Genomic DNA, 18086 nt, shown 5'->3' on the forward strand with positions numbered 1-18086 from the left:
TTATTCTGATACTTTTAATTTTTCTTTTATGAACTCCTCTAGCTCCTTAATAAAACCCGCACTTATCCTATTGAATTCAATGCGAATTTTTCTTCCAGTATTGTTTTTACTGATTCTTGCATACTTATCTTTGTTATCAAAAGTAATAAGATCACTTGTTTCCCATTTTGTGGAATAAGATTTTTCACAAACACTTTCCACAGATTGTGTGATTTTCTCCATTACAACTTTTTGGGCAACTTGGAGATCTCCAATGTCTAAATCTTTTGTTTCCTCTTTAACATTATCTATTACTTCATCTAAAGGAAATAGATTTTTTTGCACATATTTCTGTAAACGAGACAAGCGACTATAATAGGAGTTCGGTATTCCTTCATAATCCGGGAATAAAGAGATCAATGTTTCGTCAATACGTGCCGCCTGGATTCTTTTGGCTACCGATACATGACTAATCCCAAGATATGCTGCGAGTTCTTCATTAGTAGAAAATCCCTTTTCTTCCATTTTCTTGATAAATTGAAACCCAACTTCTCTATATGAAAATTTTCGAGATGTTTGTGCTGCGGATATAATTGAATTTATATCATCTTCGGTTAGTTCATCCGGTAGTACCCACAGGGGGAGATCCTTTTCTGCCTTTATACAGCAGAAACGTCTGCGACTTCCTTCTATTAATAAATAAACCCCATCTCTTTTTACAGCGATCCCTTCGGTATCGACCCCTCTTTCTTCAATCTGCTTAAGAATATCTCTAACAGAATAATCTGTAAGGGCTTCTTGATTTCGTGGGTTTGCTGGATGGACTAAGGTCTCCTTCTCCACTCTCTGGGCTGGAACAATCACATGTTCCGCTTCAAGTCTTCGGCCCTTATGAAGAGTGAATAACTTTTTTATGCGAGGTGCTGTTTTCAAACCCGCAAGACCTGAACGGTGACCGACTTCTGTCCGCTTTGGTGCGTTTAAATATCGAGATTTATCATTCCCGATATGTTGCTCATCGCTCATGCGTTAACTCCTTGCTTAGCTGAAAAACTTTTTATTTCATTTATAAATTGTTGATATACCTGTAATACAGATTCTTCTGCGACATCAAGTTGCTTTGCGGAACAAAGTTCCTCTGATTTTTTGATATCAAGCACTGTACGCCCTTTGGAAGCAGCTGCCTTAAATGCTTCAGAATTTTTTATGTTAGCGGACATCAAAAGGTCCTGAACAGTTCTGATTAATTTATCCAAAACTATTCTTTCATATGGACTTTTGTCATCAACATTGACAGCAAGAACTTTGAACCATTTTAAATTATCGCCCTTACTTGGTGATTGTTTAAACCTTTCACTTATTGTAAGCATGAAGTCTGTAGTAGAGGCGTAATCATATTCACGTGGTGACACTGCGACAAGAATCCCATCGGCCGCTTCGTCAGCAGCCCAGATCAAAGGTGAATCTTCAGGTGGAGTGTCTATAATAATCAAATCATAGTTCTGCTTCAGTACCGGTAAGATAACTTCCTTGAAACGTAGTAACAAAGACGTTCGTTCTTCTCTAGAACATTGCCAGTATTTATCTTTAAAACGAGCATCTGTCGGAAATGCCGTTATCACGTCCAAGTTTGGCAGATGCGTTGAAAAAGGCATATTAGTGATGATTTCTTCTTCAGAGAATCCTGAATCTAAATATTTTTTATACTCAGAATTTTCTTCATAAATTCCAAGGATTGCATCAATTGCTGTAAGGAAGACATCATCTTCTGAGACACTTTGAATCATGCTGCTTCCAATCGAACCTTGTGGGTCCCATTCGATCATTAATACACGTGCATTCAGTTGTAGATCTAAAGCAGCTGCTACTGCTAAAGCTACAGATGTAGTGCTTTTCCCTGTACCGCCTTTATGATTCTGAGTAACAATAGCTCTGCTAAAGTAATGATCGCGGTACTTGGGATAACCCAGGGCATCCATTATTTTTTGAACATCCCAGCGGGTGTAAAGATGATTTTTGTTTTGATAAATAGGTGCACCAACAACTTCTTTTTCTTCTAAGTCCGAAAGTATTTTATTGAACGTTACTCGTGACTTCCCAAAAAAATCAGAGAGATTTTTTTTATTTAAACAGTGGTTGTAGATCAGTCTATCAACACCATCAACACTATCATCAGAAACAGATACTCTTGATGAAGCCATCAGAGATTCCTTAAGAGAAATCTGCTCGCTTTTCATGCGCTGACCAACGAGGGCGATCTTTTCAAGTAAATTCATGGTTATGACCTTTTTGCACTGAAAACCGACTTTTACGCATATATGTAAACTTTACGCATAATGCGTCCATTTCATTGTTATACGTACAATTCTATCCTTTGTTTCAATCCTAAGCTAATGTTTGTTTACTTTTTTATGATTTTTTGTGAGCTTAACTTGCAGATGAGAGCTCAGACTCTCTAGTCCATACCTAATGCTCATTCTTTTTAAACCACGATTCTTGTCGACTTCTCTACGCTTTGACGTTATGAGCTCCATTAATGAATCTTCACGCCTACCCTATTTCTTGCTTAGACCCTAAAATCTATCTCACCGGTGTGCTGATTTACGTTTCCTAACTGTGAATCGTTGTCGTCAGTCCAGTCTAAAGATATGAGGTGTTAATCTCTTGAGTAGGCCCACTACGAATTATGGGAGCAGAGTTAGCAACCTAGCCCAGAACTGAAACCCAACTTCAGGAGGCAACCCCAGTGTGGCGATTAAGGGGGTTAAATCTGCCAGCGGCTGACAGTGTCCTAGCTGCTGCTCAGTCACACCACGCCCTGATTAAATCTCCTGCCCGGTATTGTAAGGACCGAAAAAAGCCCGTGCATTTGTGTCGGCAGACCGGCATGAAGGAATATGACGTTAATCTGTATCAGCAGGCACTTTTCGCATGATGGGAGCAAGTGATAGCAACCCCGCCCAGAACGGAAGGCCAGCATCAGGACAAAACCCAAGTTTGGCGATTAAGGGGGTTAAATTTGCAAGCGGATGACAGTGCCCCAGCTGCTGCTCAGTCACACCACGCCCTGAGTAAATCTCTCGCCAGGTCTTGTTATGACCGAAAATAGCCAAAGCACTGGTGTCGGCAGACCGGCATACAGGAATATGACGTTAATCTGTATCAGCAGATACATTTCGCATTATGGGAGCAAGAGATAGCAACCCAGCCCAGAACTGAAGGCCAGCATGAGGACAGAACACCAGTTTGGCGATTAAGGGAGTTAAATATGCAAGCTGCTGATAGTGCCCCAGCTCCTGCTCAGTAACACCACGCCCTGATAAAATCTCCTGCCCGGTAATGTAATGACCGAAAAAAGGCCGTGCACTGGTGTCGGCAGACCGGCACGCAGGAAAATGACGTTAATCTGTATTAACAGACACATTTCGCATTAGGGGAGCAAGTGATAGCCACCCAGCCCAGAACTGAAGGCCAGCATCAGGACAGTACCCCAGTTTGGCGATTAAGGGGGTTAAATCCGCCAGTGGCTGTAAGTGCCCGAGCGGTGTATAAGAAATATTTCCCGAAGGACAATCTTTCGCTCGTACGATGAATAAAGTGTTCAACCCGGGAGCGGGGATCACTTAACCTGCTTAGCCTAAATCTTACGTCATTCTCTAAACGGAGTTTAAGCTTAATGGTCCTTAGAAAGTTAAAAGGACTACCCATAATGACGTCTTGAGATGGCGAATAAAGGGTTTTAATCTGCCAGCGGCTGACAGTGCCCCAGCTTCTGCTCAGTCACACCACGCCTGATTAAATCTCCCGCCAGGTCTTATTATGACCGAAAATAGTCCCCGTGCACTAGAGTCGTAAGACCGGCATACAGGAATGAAGCTTAAATCTTTATCAGGTTGCAAGGTTCGCATCATGGGAGCAAGGGCCTTGAACTGTAGGTTAACATCAGAAAATCCCAGATTGGCGATTAAGGGGGTTAAATCTGACAGCGACTGAAAGTGCCTTCAGATGCTGCTCAGGTATATTACAACCTGAAAAAATCAAGCGTCTGTTCATGCGAATATCGAAAAAAGCTATGCACCAGTTTCGGCAGACCGGCATGGAGTAATGAGACGTTAATCTGTATCAGCTGGCGCATTTCGTATCATGGGAGCAAGTGTTAGCAACCCTGCCCAGGACGGAAGGACACTATCAGGACTGATCCCAGTTTGGAGATTAAGGGGGTTAAATCTGCCAGTGGCTGACAGAGCCTTCTGATGCTGCTCAGACATACTATGCAACGATAAAATCACCCGTCCGTCCTTGTGATTATCGGAAAAAGCCATGCACCGGAGTCGGCAGATCGGTATGCAGTAATGTGACTTTAATCTGTATCAGCAGGCGCAATGGGAGCAAGTGTTAGCAACCGAGCCCAGGACGGAAGGACACTATCAGGACTGAACCCCAGTGTGGCGATTAAGGGGGTTAAATCTGCAAGCGGATAACAGTGCCCCAGCTGCTGCTCAGTCACACCACGCCCTGATTAAATCTCTCGCCAGGTCTTGTTAGGACCGAAAATAGCCCGAGCACTGGTGTCGGCAGACCGGCATACAGGAATACGACGTTAATTTGTATCAGCAGGTACATTTCGCATTATGGGAGCAAGTGATAGCAACCCAGCTCAGAACTGAAGGCCTGCATGAGGACAGAACACCAGTTTGGCGATTAAGGGGGTTAAATCTGACAGCGGCTGACAGTGCCTTCAGATGCTGCTCAGGCATACTACTCTCCCTGATATAATCTCCCATATGTTCTTGAGATCGTCGGAAATCGCCCATGCACCGGTGTCGGCAGACCGGTATGCAGTAATGTGATTTTAATCTGTATCAGCAGGCACATTTCGTATCATGGGAGTAAGTGTTAGCAAACCGAACCCCGCCCAGCACGGAAGGTCAATATCAGACCAGAATCCCAGTTTGGCGATTAAGGGGGTTAAATCTGCAAGCTGCTGACAGTGCCCCAGCTTCTGCTCAGTCACACCACGCCCTGATAAAATCTCCTGCCCGGTAATGTGATGACCGAAAAAAGCCCGTGCACTGGTGTTGGCAGACCGGCACGCAGGAATATGACGTTAATCTGTATCAGCAGTTACATTTCGCATTATGGGAGGAAGTGATAGCCACCCAGCCCAGAACTGAAGGCCAGCATCAGGACAGTACCCCAGTTTGGCGATTAAGGGGGTTAAATCCGGCAGCGGCAGTAAGTGCCCGTGCTGTGTTAAAGGAATATTTCCCTAAGGACAATCTTCCGATCGGCCTTTTGTATAAAGTGGTCACCCCGGGAGCGGGGATCACTTTACCTGCTTAGCCTAAATCTTACGTCAATCACTATCCGGAATTTTAGCTTAATGGTCCTGAGCAAGTTAAAAGGGGTACCCCTAATGACGTCCCCAGATGGCGATAAAGGAGTTAATTCCGCCTTCGGCTTACAATGCCGCAGCTGCTGCTAAGGAACACCACGCCCTGATTAAATCTCCCGCCTGGCCTTGTGATGACCAAAAATTGTCCGTGCACTGGCGTCGTAAGACCGGCATACAGGAATGAGGCGTTAATCTTTATTAGGTGGAAGGATTCGCATCATGGGAGCAAGGGCCCTAGAACTGTAGGCTAACATTAGAAAATCACAGATTGGCGATAAAGGGGGTTAAATAAGTTAAAAGTCTTCGGTGAGCAAATTGGATAAATTTTCATAAACCAAAGCGTTAATATTAAACTTTTAGAAGAATGATTAAAGGATATTAAGTTTTGTATGCAATATGACACCAGTGATCTGTTTTCACTAATAATGCCGCGCTCCTTTGATTACCTTTGGTAAACAAAAATGTAATTTACGTGAATTTCATCTTATAAAGTCAGTATTGATGTTATAAATTTTGTTTACTTAATGCGTACACAACCTAAATGCGATTTGTAATTATGTCACTGTTTTTAAGCCATATTAATTATAAAACCAAAATTTGCAGCACAGTGATGAACTCATTAAGTCATAACCTCATTTGTTTACTTAAGGCATACAATAAAAAACCAGATTCTTATGAGACATCTGGTTTAATTGTTTTTGCTTGAAGATATTTACTCTACGCGGCCAAACCCGCTGCTACTTCTTGAGCATAGAGAATTTCTATTGCCTCGCCATAGCTACAATTCTCGCGGCTTTGAATTTCCCATAATTTACTCCTGTCAGCACTATCCGTAGTAAAACAAAGCTCCATTTTCCGGTCTACGTATAACCGACAGATCTCTTGGAAGTTTTCGAACCTGACTAACATCTCTGAAAACACCTTTTTGACTGTACGAATATTTTTCATTCGTTCATATTCTGCATCTGAAGTAGAAAAATATTTATTAGCCTTCATTGCTTCAATGCTTTCTTTTTCTTGTTTCATGATTATCTTCCAAGGCGAGTTAGCAGTCAGGGCCCGGCCAACAGAAGAAGTAAAATAATCTTCAAACGACTGTGTGATACAGATGCCAGCGCAGTTTGTTTTCCTGAACCTACGCCATGCCGCTTCGAGGAAGGAAGAGAAGAATTGGTTTGATTGATTTCCGGCACCTGATGAATTATCAGGACGAATGTACTCCCAAGCTTCATCTAGGATGAACAAGCGACGACGCCCATCTTTTTTGATGAACATTGCATGCTGAGCAGCCTGAATGATAGACATTAAAACAACTGTCTGAAGGTGGGGGGTGCCTTTTAGCTCCTCCAGTTCCAAAACAATAAATCTGCTGTCGAAGTTGATTGGAGGCAACGTATCGGTAAACCGGTGCCCATAAATTCCACCTTCGCACCATGCTCCGAGTTGCTCCCCAATATCCTTTATACGTTTGTCTTCATGCTTCTTGCAACGCAGAGCAAAGCCGGTTATTGAACCGGTCCGACCTGATTTTCTGGATTCCTGGTACTCTTCTGCAATAAGCTGAAGCATCACTGATTGTTGATAATCATCGATAAGGCCTTTCTCTGAAGCCATAATTTTTAGCTGATTCAGAACCATTATGGTCTGAGCAACTTTGTCTTTTTCTGCATCGTTTGAAGTTGATTCACCGGTAAATTCAGGTGCTTCGTTAAATACATCGTCGTTAACAGTGATGTCAGTTAGGAAGGCAAAGGGATTTAGGGTGAAGTCAGGGGTTTTACCGAAATCAATAAATTGACTGTTTGTATATTGTTCCGCAATCCCCTGGTAAGAACGCCCCACGTCCACTACAAAAACTTGAGCACCATCAGGATCATCATCTGGGTATTCGTTTTCTAAAAAATGCTTAAATGTTGAGCGATAATGAACGAGGTTATTAGATCGCGGTCCAGCTCCAAGATAGTTATTGATTAGATATGCTGTCCAGAATGACTTGCCTGCACCTGACGTTGCACCAATAACCATGTTATAGCTTGCAGAAGTCTTGAAAATATCAAGTCCCATGAGTTGACCTTCACGAGAAACTAAACTCAGTACTGGTCTATCTGTATTACCTTTCCAGGGCCCAAAGATCGGCGTCATATGAGCCGCTCCGGTGTTGCTCACTACTTCGGATCGGTCAAGGTCGAAAATTGTCTTTGGGTCATTGCACATTGGCAGACATGACATAAATGACGGGAAAACGATAAAGGAATCATCTGCTACTTTGACCCGGCTTTCGAGGTAAAAGGATTTGAGATCGTTAGCTGCTGTCTGCACAGAATTGGCATTACTACCCATAACAGTGAAAGTAAGATACCCTCTTAAAAGCTTTGCGCCATCCTCAAGCTCGCGAGTTACGGCCATGTAGTCATTATCCATATCCCGCAGGCGAGGGCAGAATGTGACAACTGAAGGTATACTTGCCTGTTTATTAGTGATTGCTTTGTAGCGGACGTTTTCTTTTGACAACTTGAGCGGATCGGCAAACTGAACAGTCTGAGTGATCATAAATGGGCTGAAAATTGTCTTACGTCCATGCATCCAGTTAACTACTAACTCATACATACAACCGAAATTGACGTATTCAGGAAACTTTACAACGGAAAGTTGTTTGAAGTAACGATGCTCAGATTCGTCGTCACTTTGTGTGACTGATGAGAAATGATTTTCTGTGACTGTATACTTACGGCCGGGAACGTTAACTTGTTCATTAAGCCTTTTCATAGTGTTAACGTCTATAAAACCTTCAGCCCACCGAGAGTTCTTTCCGGGGTTTACGACCTTATCTATACAATAGAGCCAGTTTTCTGCATCGACCTTAAACGGATGCAGTCCAATCGTAATTAACTTACTTACAAGTTCAGAGTAAAGTGAATCGATACGCGAATGTTCCAGCTCGGTAGGAAGGGCAGACTGTAAAGGAATCGATAGCGAGATCCATACCTGAAAATCCCTCAACATAAGGTTATCATGATCAGGTTTTAAAGGCTTATGCATACTTCTGTCGTAGTAGTCCAACTGATAACCATTAAGCAGATCTGCTTTAAGCTTATCGTTCCCAGTCATACGCCCACCTCGCACAGCTGACCAAGCACTAAGCTGTAAAGTCAAGTCTGGCAATGCAGTCAGAGATATTTGACAGACAGTATCTGTAGGAAAATCCATTTTGAACATTTCAGCAAGAACATCTTGCTGATTATCAAAAACTCCAGGTGATGGATTACAGATAAACATAAACCCTAATCTGTTGCCATCAATCAAAAAATAGTGAGTCCCTGCTAATTGATCGTAAACAGGGATAAACCCACCTAATTGATGGCGATTTAAACCGCTATTGTAATTATTGATAGCTTCCATATTTGACCTTACAGTTGTCTAACAATGCCGTTCGAAGAGACAGCTTTAGTTGCTTTTTGTTGCTGCTGCATATTTTCCCGGGCCGCATCCTGTACTTCTAAAGGAACTATGCGAGCTGGGTTTGAGGTCGAATTCTTGCCAGCAATCCATGTTTGCGGTTTTACGTTGACATAAACGTAGCCGGGAAGATTAAGCGCATCGTTATCATCGGTATAAGGTGCAAAAGTAATTCTCATTACTTTCCCCTGTTGCAGAACAGCAAGTGGTTCAGGAGCCACTACAGCTTGTTTATAACCTTGCGAACGGTATTGCTGGATCTGCCCAGTGTTGAGAGTAGGGTTAACGGGCTGGCCATTGTAAAGAGAGTACATATCCTTGCCAGGGCTGATATCAGAATTAGGTGCAACGTAGCGTGGTGCATTTCCAGCAGAAACCGGATAGCTTGTTTGTTTAACGACTTCCGCAGCCGGATGAACGAAAGGGTTACCAGCTGAAGAGGCAGTGCTATAACTGCTAGTCATCCTTACGTTTGAATTAACCGGTACACCAGAAATAGGCCGTGGTCCAATGGATGAAGTAGGGGCACCCATTTTTAAAGTTTTATCGTACATGACAGGTAACTGACCAACTGGCTTAATTTCGGTTTTTGAATAAGCCACAGGCTGATTTTTAAGGGTTGTAGACTGTGGATATTTGACTTCCCCTGGAGGGCTAATTTCAGTTGGATAACGGCTGTCATTGACAGCCGATTTCTCCTTTCCCGATTCCGACTCTTCCCCCGCAAGTGCAGACAGATCATCTCGATTATTAGTTAACTCCATAACTTCGCGAGGACCTTTACAGATAACGCCCTTTTCAATGCCTGGACATTCGGATTCGGAACTCCCGATGGAGCACCCCGTAAGATATGAGGATGTACCTACAACCAGAGCACTGAGTACCAATCTTTTGATGTTCATAAACTAGCCTTAATTTGTCTCAAATGGATTTTTTAAGAGAGGTTCAACGCTTTGGTTCAACCAGTAGTCGAAATCTTTTGGAATGCCATTACCAGCCAAACCATCCTGTCTGACAACTGAAGGTACACCCTGCAATTTATAAATTCCTGCGAGCATCAATGACGCTACCAAAGGTTCCGCCGGACATTCTTCTGCTTCTTTTTGAGAGAGCAATCTTTTTTCAATGTCGGATTTGCTTCCCATTAGCCAACGAAGAATATCGAGGTTGTTTATTTTTCCTTTTTCTTTACTACACCAGAGCCTTCTAAGCTCTTCTTTTGGCTCACCGGGTGAGGGAACTAAAACAATATCTATCCGATACTTGTCCCGATCTGCATAAAATTTCTTAACAAGTTCCATGCAACCGTCACAATCAAGTGTTAAGAAAATGGCTGCTTGTCTCTTAAGCTTTGAATTTCCCAGATGAATGGACGCTACAGTTTCCAGAGGGAAGGGGGCCTCATCAAGACTAATAAAATAGGAATTTCTGATTTCTTCTACAGTCAGAACAGGTTTACGTTTAATTACATCAACAAGGCTTCCCCCAGTAAGGGAGTATCGGCCATCGGTCGTTACTGCCATTAGCTGCGAACGCTCGTCCTGAAAGAGGTATAGCCCACCAGAAGGAATGTATATGGCATCCTTAGGTTTATATCCTTTCATTTTTGATAACGCACCCGAGATCTGACTGGGTGAAACGCCGCCTTCCTTTGCCTTTGCCATTAACGCAGCAGCATCACTATTAGTTAGGACCTGCTCTGAAGCATAAGTGACCGTATTCGCCATAATGGCGAAAGCCGCCATTAAAGGGAAAAGTAACTTTTTCACTATTGGGTGCCCTCTACTTCTTTGCATTATAAGAACTTGATTGTACCGCTTCAGAGCTATCTTCAAGTTCCATATAAGTGACGATTTCAACACTATCCGGTACAGTAACGGCAAGCGTTGCATCAATAATTAAATAGCCACGGTCACGGTAGATCTTCATTAATGTTCTGAAATATTCTTCGAATTGAGTTCTATCATTGTCAGCAGTACGGCCTCCGTGATGCTTGAAAAATTCCTTACGTAATTCAGGCATGTCAAGCACTGCAATCTTGTACGAAGGCTGTGATTGTTTATTGAAGTAATCGTAAACATTCATAAAGCCTTTATAACCATAAATAATGACCAAAACGGCAAAGGCGAAGAAAAATAAATACTTCAATATTTTTTCAATATCAATTTCGAAGGTAATTTTTTTTGTTGTCCTTTCTCGCACCATTTTTTTAGTGATTTCAGGTCCAGCTGATTCAGTCGATTCTTTTTTTTCTAAACTATCCATTTAAACCTCAGCGACTGGTCAGATTCGTTGGAATTGTAGTTCCGGTCTGAACGACAAATGTAATAGCTCGGCCAGGGCTAATTTCTACGATTGGCCACTGTTGTTCTGCAATTGCGGTGTAGTAATCGACGAGTCGATTAAGGCCACCTTGAGCTGCACCAGCCCCGGCTAATGCCCCAAGTGCACCAAAATTAGGGGACTGATACTGAGCCTGTGAATTAGGGTCGATGTTAAGTGAAGATACCTTACTGGGGCTTAAGCTACCGGCAAGTGAAGAAAGTCCACCGGCAAATGCAGCTCCTGCAATTGCGTTACCATTTCGGCTGATAAGCGTGCCTCGGATCCCATTTTTTCCGTCATTTTCACTTACAGCATATGCTTCCAGTTTTACGTCAAAAGCTTTCCCTTTTGAATTAACACAAGAGATAGAAGTGGCACGTATGTAAGCACGCTGTGACGCCAAATCACCAACAGCTGAACCCAGAAGGTTACAGTCACGCAAATCCATGGTGAAATTATTGGGCATGATGACATCTTTTTTAATACGCATTGTTACTGGCATTGGTTCTGATTTGGAAGAAAGGCTTGTAGGCGCTTCAAGCCCGGTAATCAGAACACCAGTGATAATAGATGTTGCCGGAAGAAACATTTCATCTTTTCGGGCAGCATGCCGCGCTTTGCTATCAACTGGCGCAGTACCATCACCTCGTACAGTCCGAGTAGGCGCTTTATCTCCTGCAATGACCTCTCTGCCTTCCTTGATTCTGTTTTCAGACACGGGCATAACCTGAATGACACCATCGGTACCATTAGTCTTAATGGAACTTTGTGTGATTGTTCTCATCGGGCTATTACGCGTAGGTGTGATAGACGCGTAATTAGGGTTTACGCCATTAATCGGCGCATTAGCATTAAGCTGATAAGGAGCTGCCGGTGCCTGCTCATTAATCGTTTTACGCGAACTACCAGCATCCAAGTTACGATTGCCGTTTCGATTAGTCTGCATATCATTAATTTGCTGAGACAGTTGCTGAAGTTGAGAAGTTAAACTTGCAACTTGGGCTTTAGTTTCCTGTTGGGCTTTTTCTGCTTTTTCGCGGTCCTCTTTCGCCGCATTTTGATCAAGTCGGTTTTGCTTAACCATTTCCTTATATACTTTCTGGCTTTCTTCATTACTCAATTTGTTCATTTGCGAATCATCTAACAACAAATTGGTCTGCATGTCTTTTTTCTGTGTTTTCTTTTCTTTCTTAACTGGTGTGGAAAAAATAGACTGGCTAATAATATAAACAATCACTACCAGCAGAGCGCCAATAACAGAAAGTCTGACGGTCTTATTTTCCCAGGCCTTTTTAATGTCCATGATTAGCTCCACTTGTAGGTTTCTGGAATCGTTTAATTTTTAGATTTCGTTCGCTGTCAGACATCTGAGGAACGATATAGGGATCACCTGCTCTGGCCCAGTTTTCACGAACAGATGGATGATTCATTTCAGCTTTATCTATCTGGCTCGTTCTAGATATTTCATGTTTGTAATTAGGTTCCAAAACGTTACTTTTGTGATAGTCAAAAGCATTCTCCTCATTAATATTGTCCTCTCCTACAAATTTATCAATAAGAGTTGGATCGTTCATTATTACTGTCTGAACGGGAAAAGCGTTACTGCCATCTTCGATACTAATGGGTGCGTCCGGAACGATTAATACACTCCTTTTTGGTATATATTCTGACCTGTAGTAAAAGCTGGTTAAAGCAAATACGACAAAACCAATCACGGTGGCCCCAAGCAGAGCAGGCAAAGTAACTTTTCCCATATTATTTTCTGATTAGACTTGGTCTGGTTGTAACCCGGGCCTCGCGTTCCTTGAACAATTTATCCCGGACTATGTAAAGCTCTGTTTCTTCTCCCGGTTGCAGGTATGCTTTATCAAATAAAGCACTTGCAATAACGCCTTCTGCCATACACTGCTGATCAGCAACGATTTGACCGTATGGTTTATCGTTTTTCACAAGAATTACATCAATAAGTTCACGTGAGCCAACCAGTCTCTGACCGAGCTTTGCATACATATTAAAGTTACATGGGGACTGCTCTGACGCAGGAATACGAGAAAGTCGGTCCTGTTGTAAACTGAATCCTGAAGGGACCTCACCAAGAGCCACAGGAGTCAATAAATCAATGATTCTTTGTTTATGATCGTCTTGTTTTGGATCCGATGGAGCCAGTTCTTCTGACTGGGAGCGGGCCAACATTTCCTCATAGTTTTGCTTATCCAATGAGGTTTCACGTTTGGCTTGCATAGATGGGCTTAAAGATGTAGTAACTGAAATCATCGCACCGGGAACATCAAGCGGTACCAGGGTCAGGTTATAGGTCGATTCAGGTACCTGATCTTCCGACAACATAATCCCGATTGGTTTATCGGTATTAGTTGAAATAAAGACATCGCCACCATTAACAAATATGCTTGCCTCTTCAGCAGGGGTAGAAGTGCTGACAGAAGCATTCTTGAAGCTGGTCGATATTCTGTTTTGAAGTCCTCGTGAAACTGGCAGTACCACATTCCCACCAGGCGGCACATTTACACGCTGAACTTCTTTATATCGGTTACGAGCTTCGACATAAAGTTCATCGGCTTTTGACGTGGCGGTCGCATTGGTTGCATTCTGCTGGGAAGAGGTACCTGTTGGTCTCCCATAGCTATCAATTGCACCAGAGCGGGTCTGTGCGTCAAATCCGGGGAGACTAGGATTATTTGATAATGCTCCAGTAATAGCGCTTACCGCAGGCGAAGCATTGCTGGCTGGGGAAAGTTGCACGGTAGGGAGATCAGTTGTAGGTTTTTGTCCCTGCGCATTACCGGCTTCACTAAGGTTTGTTTGTGCACCTGACTGTTCAGAACCAGCTTGACCCGGAATAATGGCTTTTGCAGCTCCATTCTGAAATCCGTCAGCACCAACTGGCATTACAACCGGGTTATTAATTGTTGCTGGCAATTGGTATTCTTCAGCGATTACGCAGTTCGAAGTCGTGAGCATGATCAATGCGGTAATTGCGTTGAACCCTAAGCCCTTTTTTTTAATCATCACTTGTTACCTGTAGACGGTGGCGGATTATCCAGCGTTGCCAGTTGCTCTTTGCCGTTTATCGTAATTTTTTTAATATTCGGTGTTCCGGAATATTGATTTACATATGCAATTCTTGGGCGACCATTTTTCATCCCGAGAACCCATTCATAAGTCCATTTCGATGATTCAGTTTTGTCCGGAACATTTACAAGTCGAGTCGTTTTGGTACCCCAGACATAGACCATGTCATTTTTTGGATCAAAGTAAATATCATTAGGCTTAAAGGTCTGCTCAACACCACGAGCCTGCATGATATTTATCTGCTCCTGTAAAGACTCACTCGTTTTAGCCTGTAGTTCAGGTGAAAGGGCATCGAGGACATAGGCCGTCACAAAGGAAATATTAGTTGGATTAATATTCCCTAAAAGGGTACTAAAAAAGAGAGCCCATTGTGTTTTATAAGATTCCGATGCTTTGTTACCAACAACCGTGATCTCTTCATTCATGTTTGGAGGGGTAACAATCGTCACTGGGTCAGTGAAAAAAAGAATCTTTGCAACCAATAACCCAATGACGGCTATTGAAACAGTATTAATGCGGATAAGTTTTGTATCACGATTAATCAGGGCGCTGTATGTAATTCCAGCACCTGACGCTTCAGCTTGTGGGCTAAATCGTTTTTTAATGTCCAAAAAACGTCCCTTAGCACTTTCATCTTTCTTTACGTATGACTGTTCAAGATCACCGTTTTCATCCTTTTTAGATTTTTTGAAAAAAGGGATGTTAATGCCACTTAGCATTTTCATTCATAGCTCCATCAAGAATACAAATCTCTGATAAATGGATCGTTGAAATAACGGCTACTAAAAACTGCTTTACCTGGCAAAAAACCGAGCCACCAGAGTCTGTGTTTTAGCAATCCTCTTATTCCTGACTCAGCTGCTTTGTTATACGCAATCCAATATACAACCGCTACTACAACAGAAAACCCGAAGCATTCGAAGATATTCCCAAATGCAACCAGAATGAATGCAAGCCCTATTTTTTTTGCATCCCAAAACAAAATCAGTAGAGGCATGTTGATCCTGAAAGGGAATCTATAGGTATGCTGAGGAACGTCGTTCTGCTTACTCATTAAAAATCCAGAGAGGGGGATGAACCCCCTCATGCATGATTAACAATAAATTACAGCGGTACGCCAGCATCCATAAAGGTGCTGATAATTTTCTCGCCGTTGGCCATTACCAGCATCATGAATAATGAAACCAGTGCCAGGCCCGGGTTAGGCTTAAGGACAGAGAAATATACGCTTGAGATCAACATCGCGGCTGCCAGAATTTTGCCCGGAGCTCCAGTCATACTTTCACTCATGTATGACCAAATATCTCCCAGTGCCCCATCATCTGAACCCGCATATGCCAGACCGCAAAAAAGCACGGTCAGCAGAACAAACAAAATCACTTTTGCGCTTTTTGTTTTAAAAAGTGCAGCCGTGTTAGATTTCTTTTCACTAAGGCCAATATTTAAAGAAAGTTCCATAATTACTCCGTGTAGATTTGAGTTCACGTAAACGCGAATGAATAATACTTTTTTATTCCGATCCTTCCGTTCGCATAAACCCCCTTTTTTTAACGTTTAGCGATTGGTGAATTTTTAAGCAAAGGGGCCTAAAGCATAATCTTTGAAAAGTACCAGTGAACGCTTAGTAAAAGTTTGAAAGAGGGGAGGGGGTAAGATTACGTTAAGCTCAATCCTGAAGCTGATGAGACTCCTCAAGCATAAAAGTCACTTTTGATGGTTTGAAAAGCTCTAACTAGATATCGGGCAGGTAACTAAGCTTCATATCTAATCTTTTTTGTTCCCTTAATATCTATCTCTTGATTCTGAGAAGGCCGCATATCACTGTGCTCCCTGGTTCGGCAACTATCAGTTGGAGAAACTACATACAATCCTCGGCCGGTGCGTCATTCATCTAAATGCCTTTTACACCTCTGGGCGTGAGTGGGACTTTGTCTTGTCCATATGAACATCATTCATTCGAATGCTTTTGGCCAATGCTATTTAAGCAAATGCTTTCTGGCTGAGTCCTTTTGCGAATGAGTCTTTGATATAACTGCATGAATTTTGGGTTGTTTGGTGTACTAACAAAACAAAGGCATTTCTTTGAATGCCATTGGAGTTGTGATGCTTCTGATATTTTTTTGATCTCATATCAAACACATAGTCCTTCTGATGCCCAATGTCATAGATGTCTTGGACCATTCTCGCTCTTAACAAAGCTGTACTGTGTGTCATTCGACCTAATGCCATTCACCAAAATGCCTTTTTATACCACTGCATAGCTATGCTCGGGATACAGTGGCAAACAAAAGCATTTCAATGAATGATTTTTTGGGATACCGACATCAAAAGCATTTGTATGAATGTAAGAGGCGTAATCCACAAAAGGCATTCACGTGAATAGAGTGCGCACGAAACCATCTTGCTCCACGGCATTTAATGAATGGGCTAGCATGTACGCTTGAGCCAGAAAGGCATACAGATGAATAGTCAGGAGTTCGTTTGAAAAGTTACTTTTTTGCACATTAAGCCGAGATGTAAGACCAGTAGTAAAAGAAGCACTAAGCATAGCACTGATAAATAACTTATTTTTCAGCATGTTATAACCAGTGCATACCTGGTAGCTTTCAACCTTGTTTGGCGAGGGCCAGCTTAGGGCTTCTTTTGAAGATCTGAAATTGTATGTCGCGACCTTTCTTAACTTCTTGATAATCGAGATATCCGATAGATTCAAGTTCCCGCATTGCTTTACGAATTATCTGGTTTTGCGTACGAATAGGGGTTGTAAGAAGCAACCTTTCCCTCAACCGTTTCATATTAACGAACAACGTACCAGCTGGCATTGCTTCAAAATAAATATAGAGAGATTGCGCAGCTTCTTTTTTAGCCAAAATGTATAGAACCTGAAGGCTTAACAATGTCTTATGGTCGTAACGATACAGTTCCCACATAGAAGGATCCCCAACCAACTCAACAGTATCGCTTTTTGGATCAATCATAGCCTTCTGCACCAGATGCGTTACTGTGAACCGACCACTCCGAGAGTCTGAGAAGGCAAGCACTACCGATGCAAGGTTCATTAATGACTCTTTAAAGCGCGCACGAGTTCGTTTGTTGATGTTTGTTGAACTGATACCACACATCTTCGCAAACTCGTTAAAAGTCAGGGTAATCTTCTCGGAAGTAAAACCATATTTACTGAAAGCCATGATGATCCCGAGCCAGCACTTAAAGTCGGTAGACATAGATAGTTTGACACCAGTTATCTTGATGTCGTCATAACCCTCCGATCTTGCAATTTCCATACACGAAAGCTCATCAGAGGCATCAACTTCAAAGTTTCGGTCGCGGTTTTCTTTTGTGCCGACAGGGGTAAATACACTCAATCTCAACAGGGCCACGGGCTGAACCGACTTGGACGAGTTAGGCGTCAGTTGATAAGTCTTACCTGATTCATTACTGGTTACGTCAAAAGGATGGATTAACTCGTTGTTTTTAATCATTAACTTAACTCGTCGGTGATAAGATTTTCATTTGGCAAACTGTTTATAACATATTCTTGCAAATGCTTTTTACGCATTAACCTAAATGCCATAAGCATTCCAGTAAATGCCTTCCTTATTCATTCAAATGCTTTTCGCATGCATCCGAATGCCGGATCCTTTCATAAAGTCACTATAATCAATGAGTTAAAGATGCCGTGATCTTTACTTGAACTCTATTGATCTTTAGTGATCTAAAGAATTGATCTATCCTGTTGAAAACAATGATAAGTCCATATAAAACAAGGAATAGCGCTCCTTTAACAATATCTACAGATCGCAAACGGAAATGAACGAGGGTCTACTATCATTGTTTTATT

13 protein-coding genes are annotated in these 18086 nt (G+C 42.3%); all 13 read right to left on the reverse strand.

Annotated features, from left to right (window positions below):
- Positions 1-1005, reverse strand: a complete 1005-nt coding sequence (locus EOS97_RS24880; RefSeq protein ID WP_032192066.1) for a ParB family protein — start codon at positions 1003-1005, stop codon at positions 1-3.
- The gene (locus EOS97_RS24885) at positions 1002-2255 is read right to left on the reverse strand and encodes a ParA family protein (protein WP_032084678.1); all 1254 of its coding nucleotides are present in this window, start codon (positions 2253-2255) and stop codon (positions 1002-1004) included. Before EOS97_RS24885 ends, EOS97_RS24880 begins: the two co-directional genes overlap by 4 nt.
- Positions 2256-6091: 3836 nt before the next feature.
- Positions 6092-8773 carry a TraC family protein gene (locus tag EOS97_RS24905; protein ID WP_000387412.1) on the reverse strand — a complete coding sequence of 894 codons (2682 nt, stop codon included), beginning with the start codon at positions 8771-8773 and terminating at the stop codon, positions 6092-6094.
- An 8-nt stretch (positions 8774-8781) separates the two neighbouring features.
- Positions 8782-9732, reverse strand: a complete 951-nt coding sequence (gene trhV, locus EOS97_RS24910) for an IncHI-type conjugal transfer lipoprotein TrhV (protein WP_001022587.1) — start codon at positions 9730-9732, stop codon at positions 8782-8784.
- A 9-nt stretch (positions 9733-9741) separates the two neighbouring features.
- Positions 9742-10494 carry a protein-disulfide isomerase HtdT gene (gene htdT / locus EOS97_RS24915; protein ID WP_183079335.1) on the reverse strand — a complete coding sequence of 251 codons (753 nt, stop codon included), beginning with the start codon at positions 10492-10494 and terminating at the stop codon, positions 9742-9744.
- Positions 10495-10612: 118 nt separating this feature from the next.
- A complete protein-coding gene (locus tag EOS97_RS24920; RefSeq protein WP_000377633.1) occupies positions 10613-11095 on the reverse strand; it encodes a hypothetical protein in 483 nt (160 codons plus the stop codon).
- 7 nt (positions 11096-11102) lie between these two features.
- Positions 11103-12458 carry an IncHI-type conjugal transfer protein TrhB gene (gene trhB, locus EOS97_RS24925; protein WP_000351841.1) on the reverse strand — a complete coding sequence of 452 codons (1356 nt, stop codon included), beginning with the start codon at positions 12456-12458 and terminating at the stop codon, positions 11103-11105.
- Positions 12448-12909: a plasmid transfer protein HtdO gene (gene htdO / locus EOS97_RS24930; RefSeq protein WP_000521240.1), complete on the reverse strand. Its 462-nt coding sequence runs from the start codon at positions 12907-12909 to the stop codon at positions 12448-12450. The genes trhB and htdO overlap by 11 nt, the downstream gene beginning before the upstream one ends.
- Position 12910: 1 nt before the next feature.
- On the reverse strand, positions 12911-14182 hold the full coding sequence (locus tag EOS97_RS24935; protein ID WP_000592090.1) for a type-F conjugative transfer system secretin TraK: 1272 nt from the start codon (positions 14180-14182) through the stop codon (positions 12911-12913).
- A complete protein-coding gene (locus EOS97_RS24940; RefSeq protein WP_000783153.1) occupies positions 14182-14970 on the reverse strand; it encodes a TraE/TraK family type IV conjugative transfer system protein in 789 nt (262 codons plus the stop codon). The genes EOS97_RS24935 and EOS97_RS24940 overlap by 1 nt, the downstream gene beginning before the upstream one ends.
- An 11-nt stretch (positions 14971-14981) precedes the next feature.
- A complete protein-coding gene (locus tag EOS97_RS24945) occupies positions 14982-15299 on the reverse strand; it encodes a type IV conjugative transfer system protein TraL (protein ID WP_000043357.1) in 318 nt (105 codons plus the stop codon).
- A 50-nt stretch (positions 15300-15349) separates the two neighbouring features.
- Positions 15350-15703, reverse strand: coding sequence for a hypothetical protein (locus EOS97_RS24950; protein WP_000423602.1), 354 nt, complete (start codon positions 15701-15703; stop codon positions 15350-15352).
- 1148 nt (positions 15704-16851) lie between these two features.
- Positions 16852-17727, reverse strand: coding sequence for a RepB family plasmid replication initiator protein (locus EOS97_RS24960; RefSeq protein WP_000594612.1), 876 nt, complete (start codon positions 17725-17727; stop codon positions 16852-16854).
- Positions 17728-18086: the final 359 nt, after the last annotated feature.

The organism is Salmonella sp. SSDFZ54, from assembly GCF_004010735.1.
Classification (GTDB): Bacteria; Pseudomonadota; Gammaproteobacteria; order Enterobacterales; family Enterobacteriaceae; genus Salmonella; species Salmonella enterica.

What these genes read in the sequence shown, in the direction of transcription:
- EOS97_RS24940 (WP_000783153.1), bottom strand. Translation starts at nt 14,970, where the DNA reads ATGAAAATGCTAAGTGGCATTAACATCCCTTTTTTCAAAAAATCTAAA.
- EOS97_RS24960 (WP_000594612.1), bottom strand. Translation starts at nt 17,727, where the DNA reads ATGATTAAAAACAACGAGTTAATCCATCCTTTTGACGTAACCAGTAAT.
- EOS97_RS24880 (WP_032192066.1), bottom strand. Translation starts at nt 1,005, where the DNA reads ATGAGCGATGAGCAACATATCGGGAATGATAAATCTCGATATTTAAAC.
- EOS97_RS24920 (WP_000377633.1), bottom strand. Translation starts at nt 11,095, where the DNA reads ATGGATAGTTTAGAAAAAAAAGAATCGACTGAATCAGCTGGACCTGAA.
- trhV (WP_001022587.1), bottom strand. Translation starts at nt 9,732, where the DNA reads ATGAACATCAAAAGATTGGTACTCAGTGCTCTGGTTGTAGGTACATCC.
- EOS97_RS24885 (WP_032084678.1), bottom strand. Translation starts at nt 2,255, where the DNA reads ATGAATTTACTTGAAAAGATCGCCCTCGTTGGTCAGCGCATGAAAAGC.
- htdT (WP_183079335.1), bottom strand. Translation starts at nt 10,494, where the DNA reads ATGGCAAAGGCAAAGGAAGGCGGCGTTTCACCCAGTCAGATCTCGGGT.
- htdO (WP_000521240.1), bottom strand. Translation starts at nt 12,909, where the DNA reads ATGGGAAAAGTTACTTTGCCTGCTCTGCTTGGGGCCACCGTGATTGGT.
- EOS97_RS24905 (WP_000387412.1), bottom strand. Translation starts at nt 8,773, where the DNA reads ATGGAAGCTATCAATAATTACAATAGCGGTTTAAATCGCCATCAATTA.
- trhB (WP_000351841.1), bottom strand. Translation starts at nt 12,458, where the DNA reads ATGGACATTAAAAAGGCCTGGGAAAATAAGACCGTCAGACTTTCTGTT.
- EOS97_RS24945 (WP_000043357.1), bottom strand. Translation starts at nt 15,299, where the DNA reads ATGAGTAAGCAGAACGACGTTCCTCAGCATACCTATAGATTCCCTTTC.
- EOS97_RS24950 (WP_000423602.1), bottom strand. Translation starts at nt 15,703, where the DNA reads ATGGAACTTTCTTTAAATATTGGCCTTAGTGAAAAGAAATCTAACACG.
- EOS97_RS24935 (WP_000592090.1), bottom strand. Translation starts at nt 14,182, where the DNA reads ATGATTAAAAAAAAGGGCTTAGGGTTCAACGCAATTACCGCATTGATC.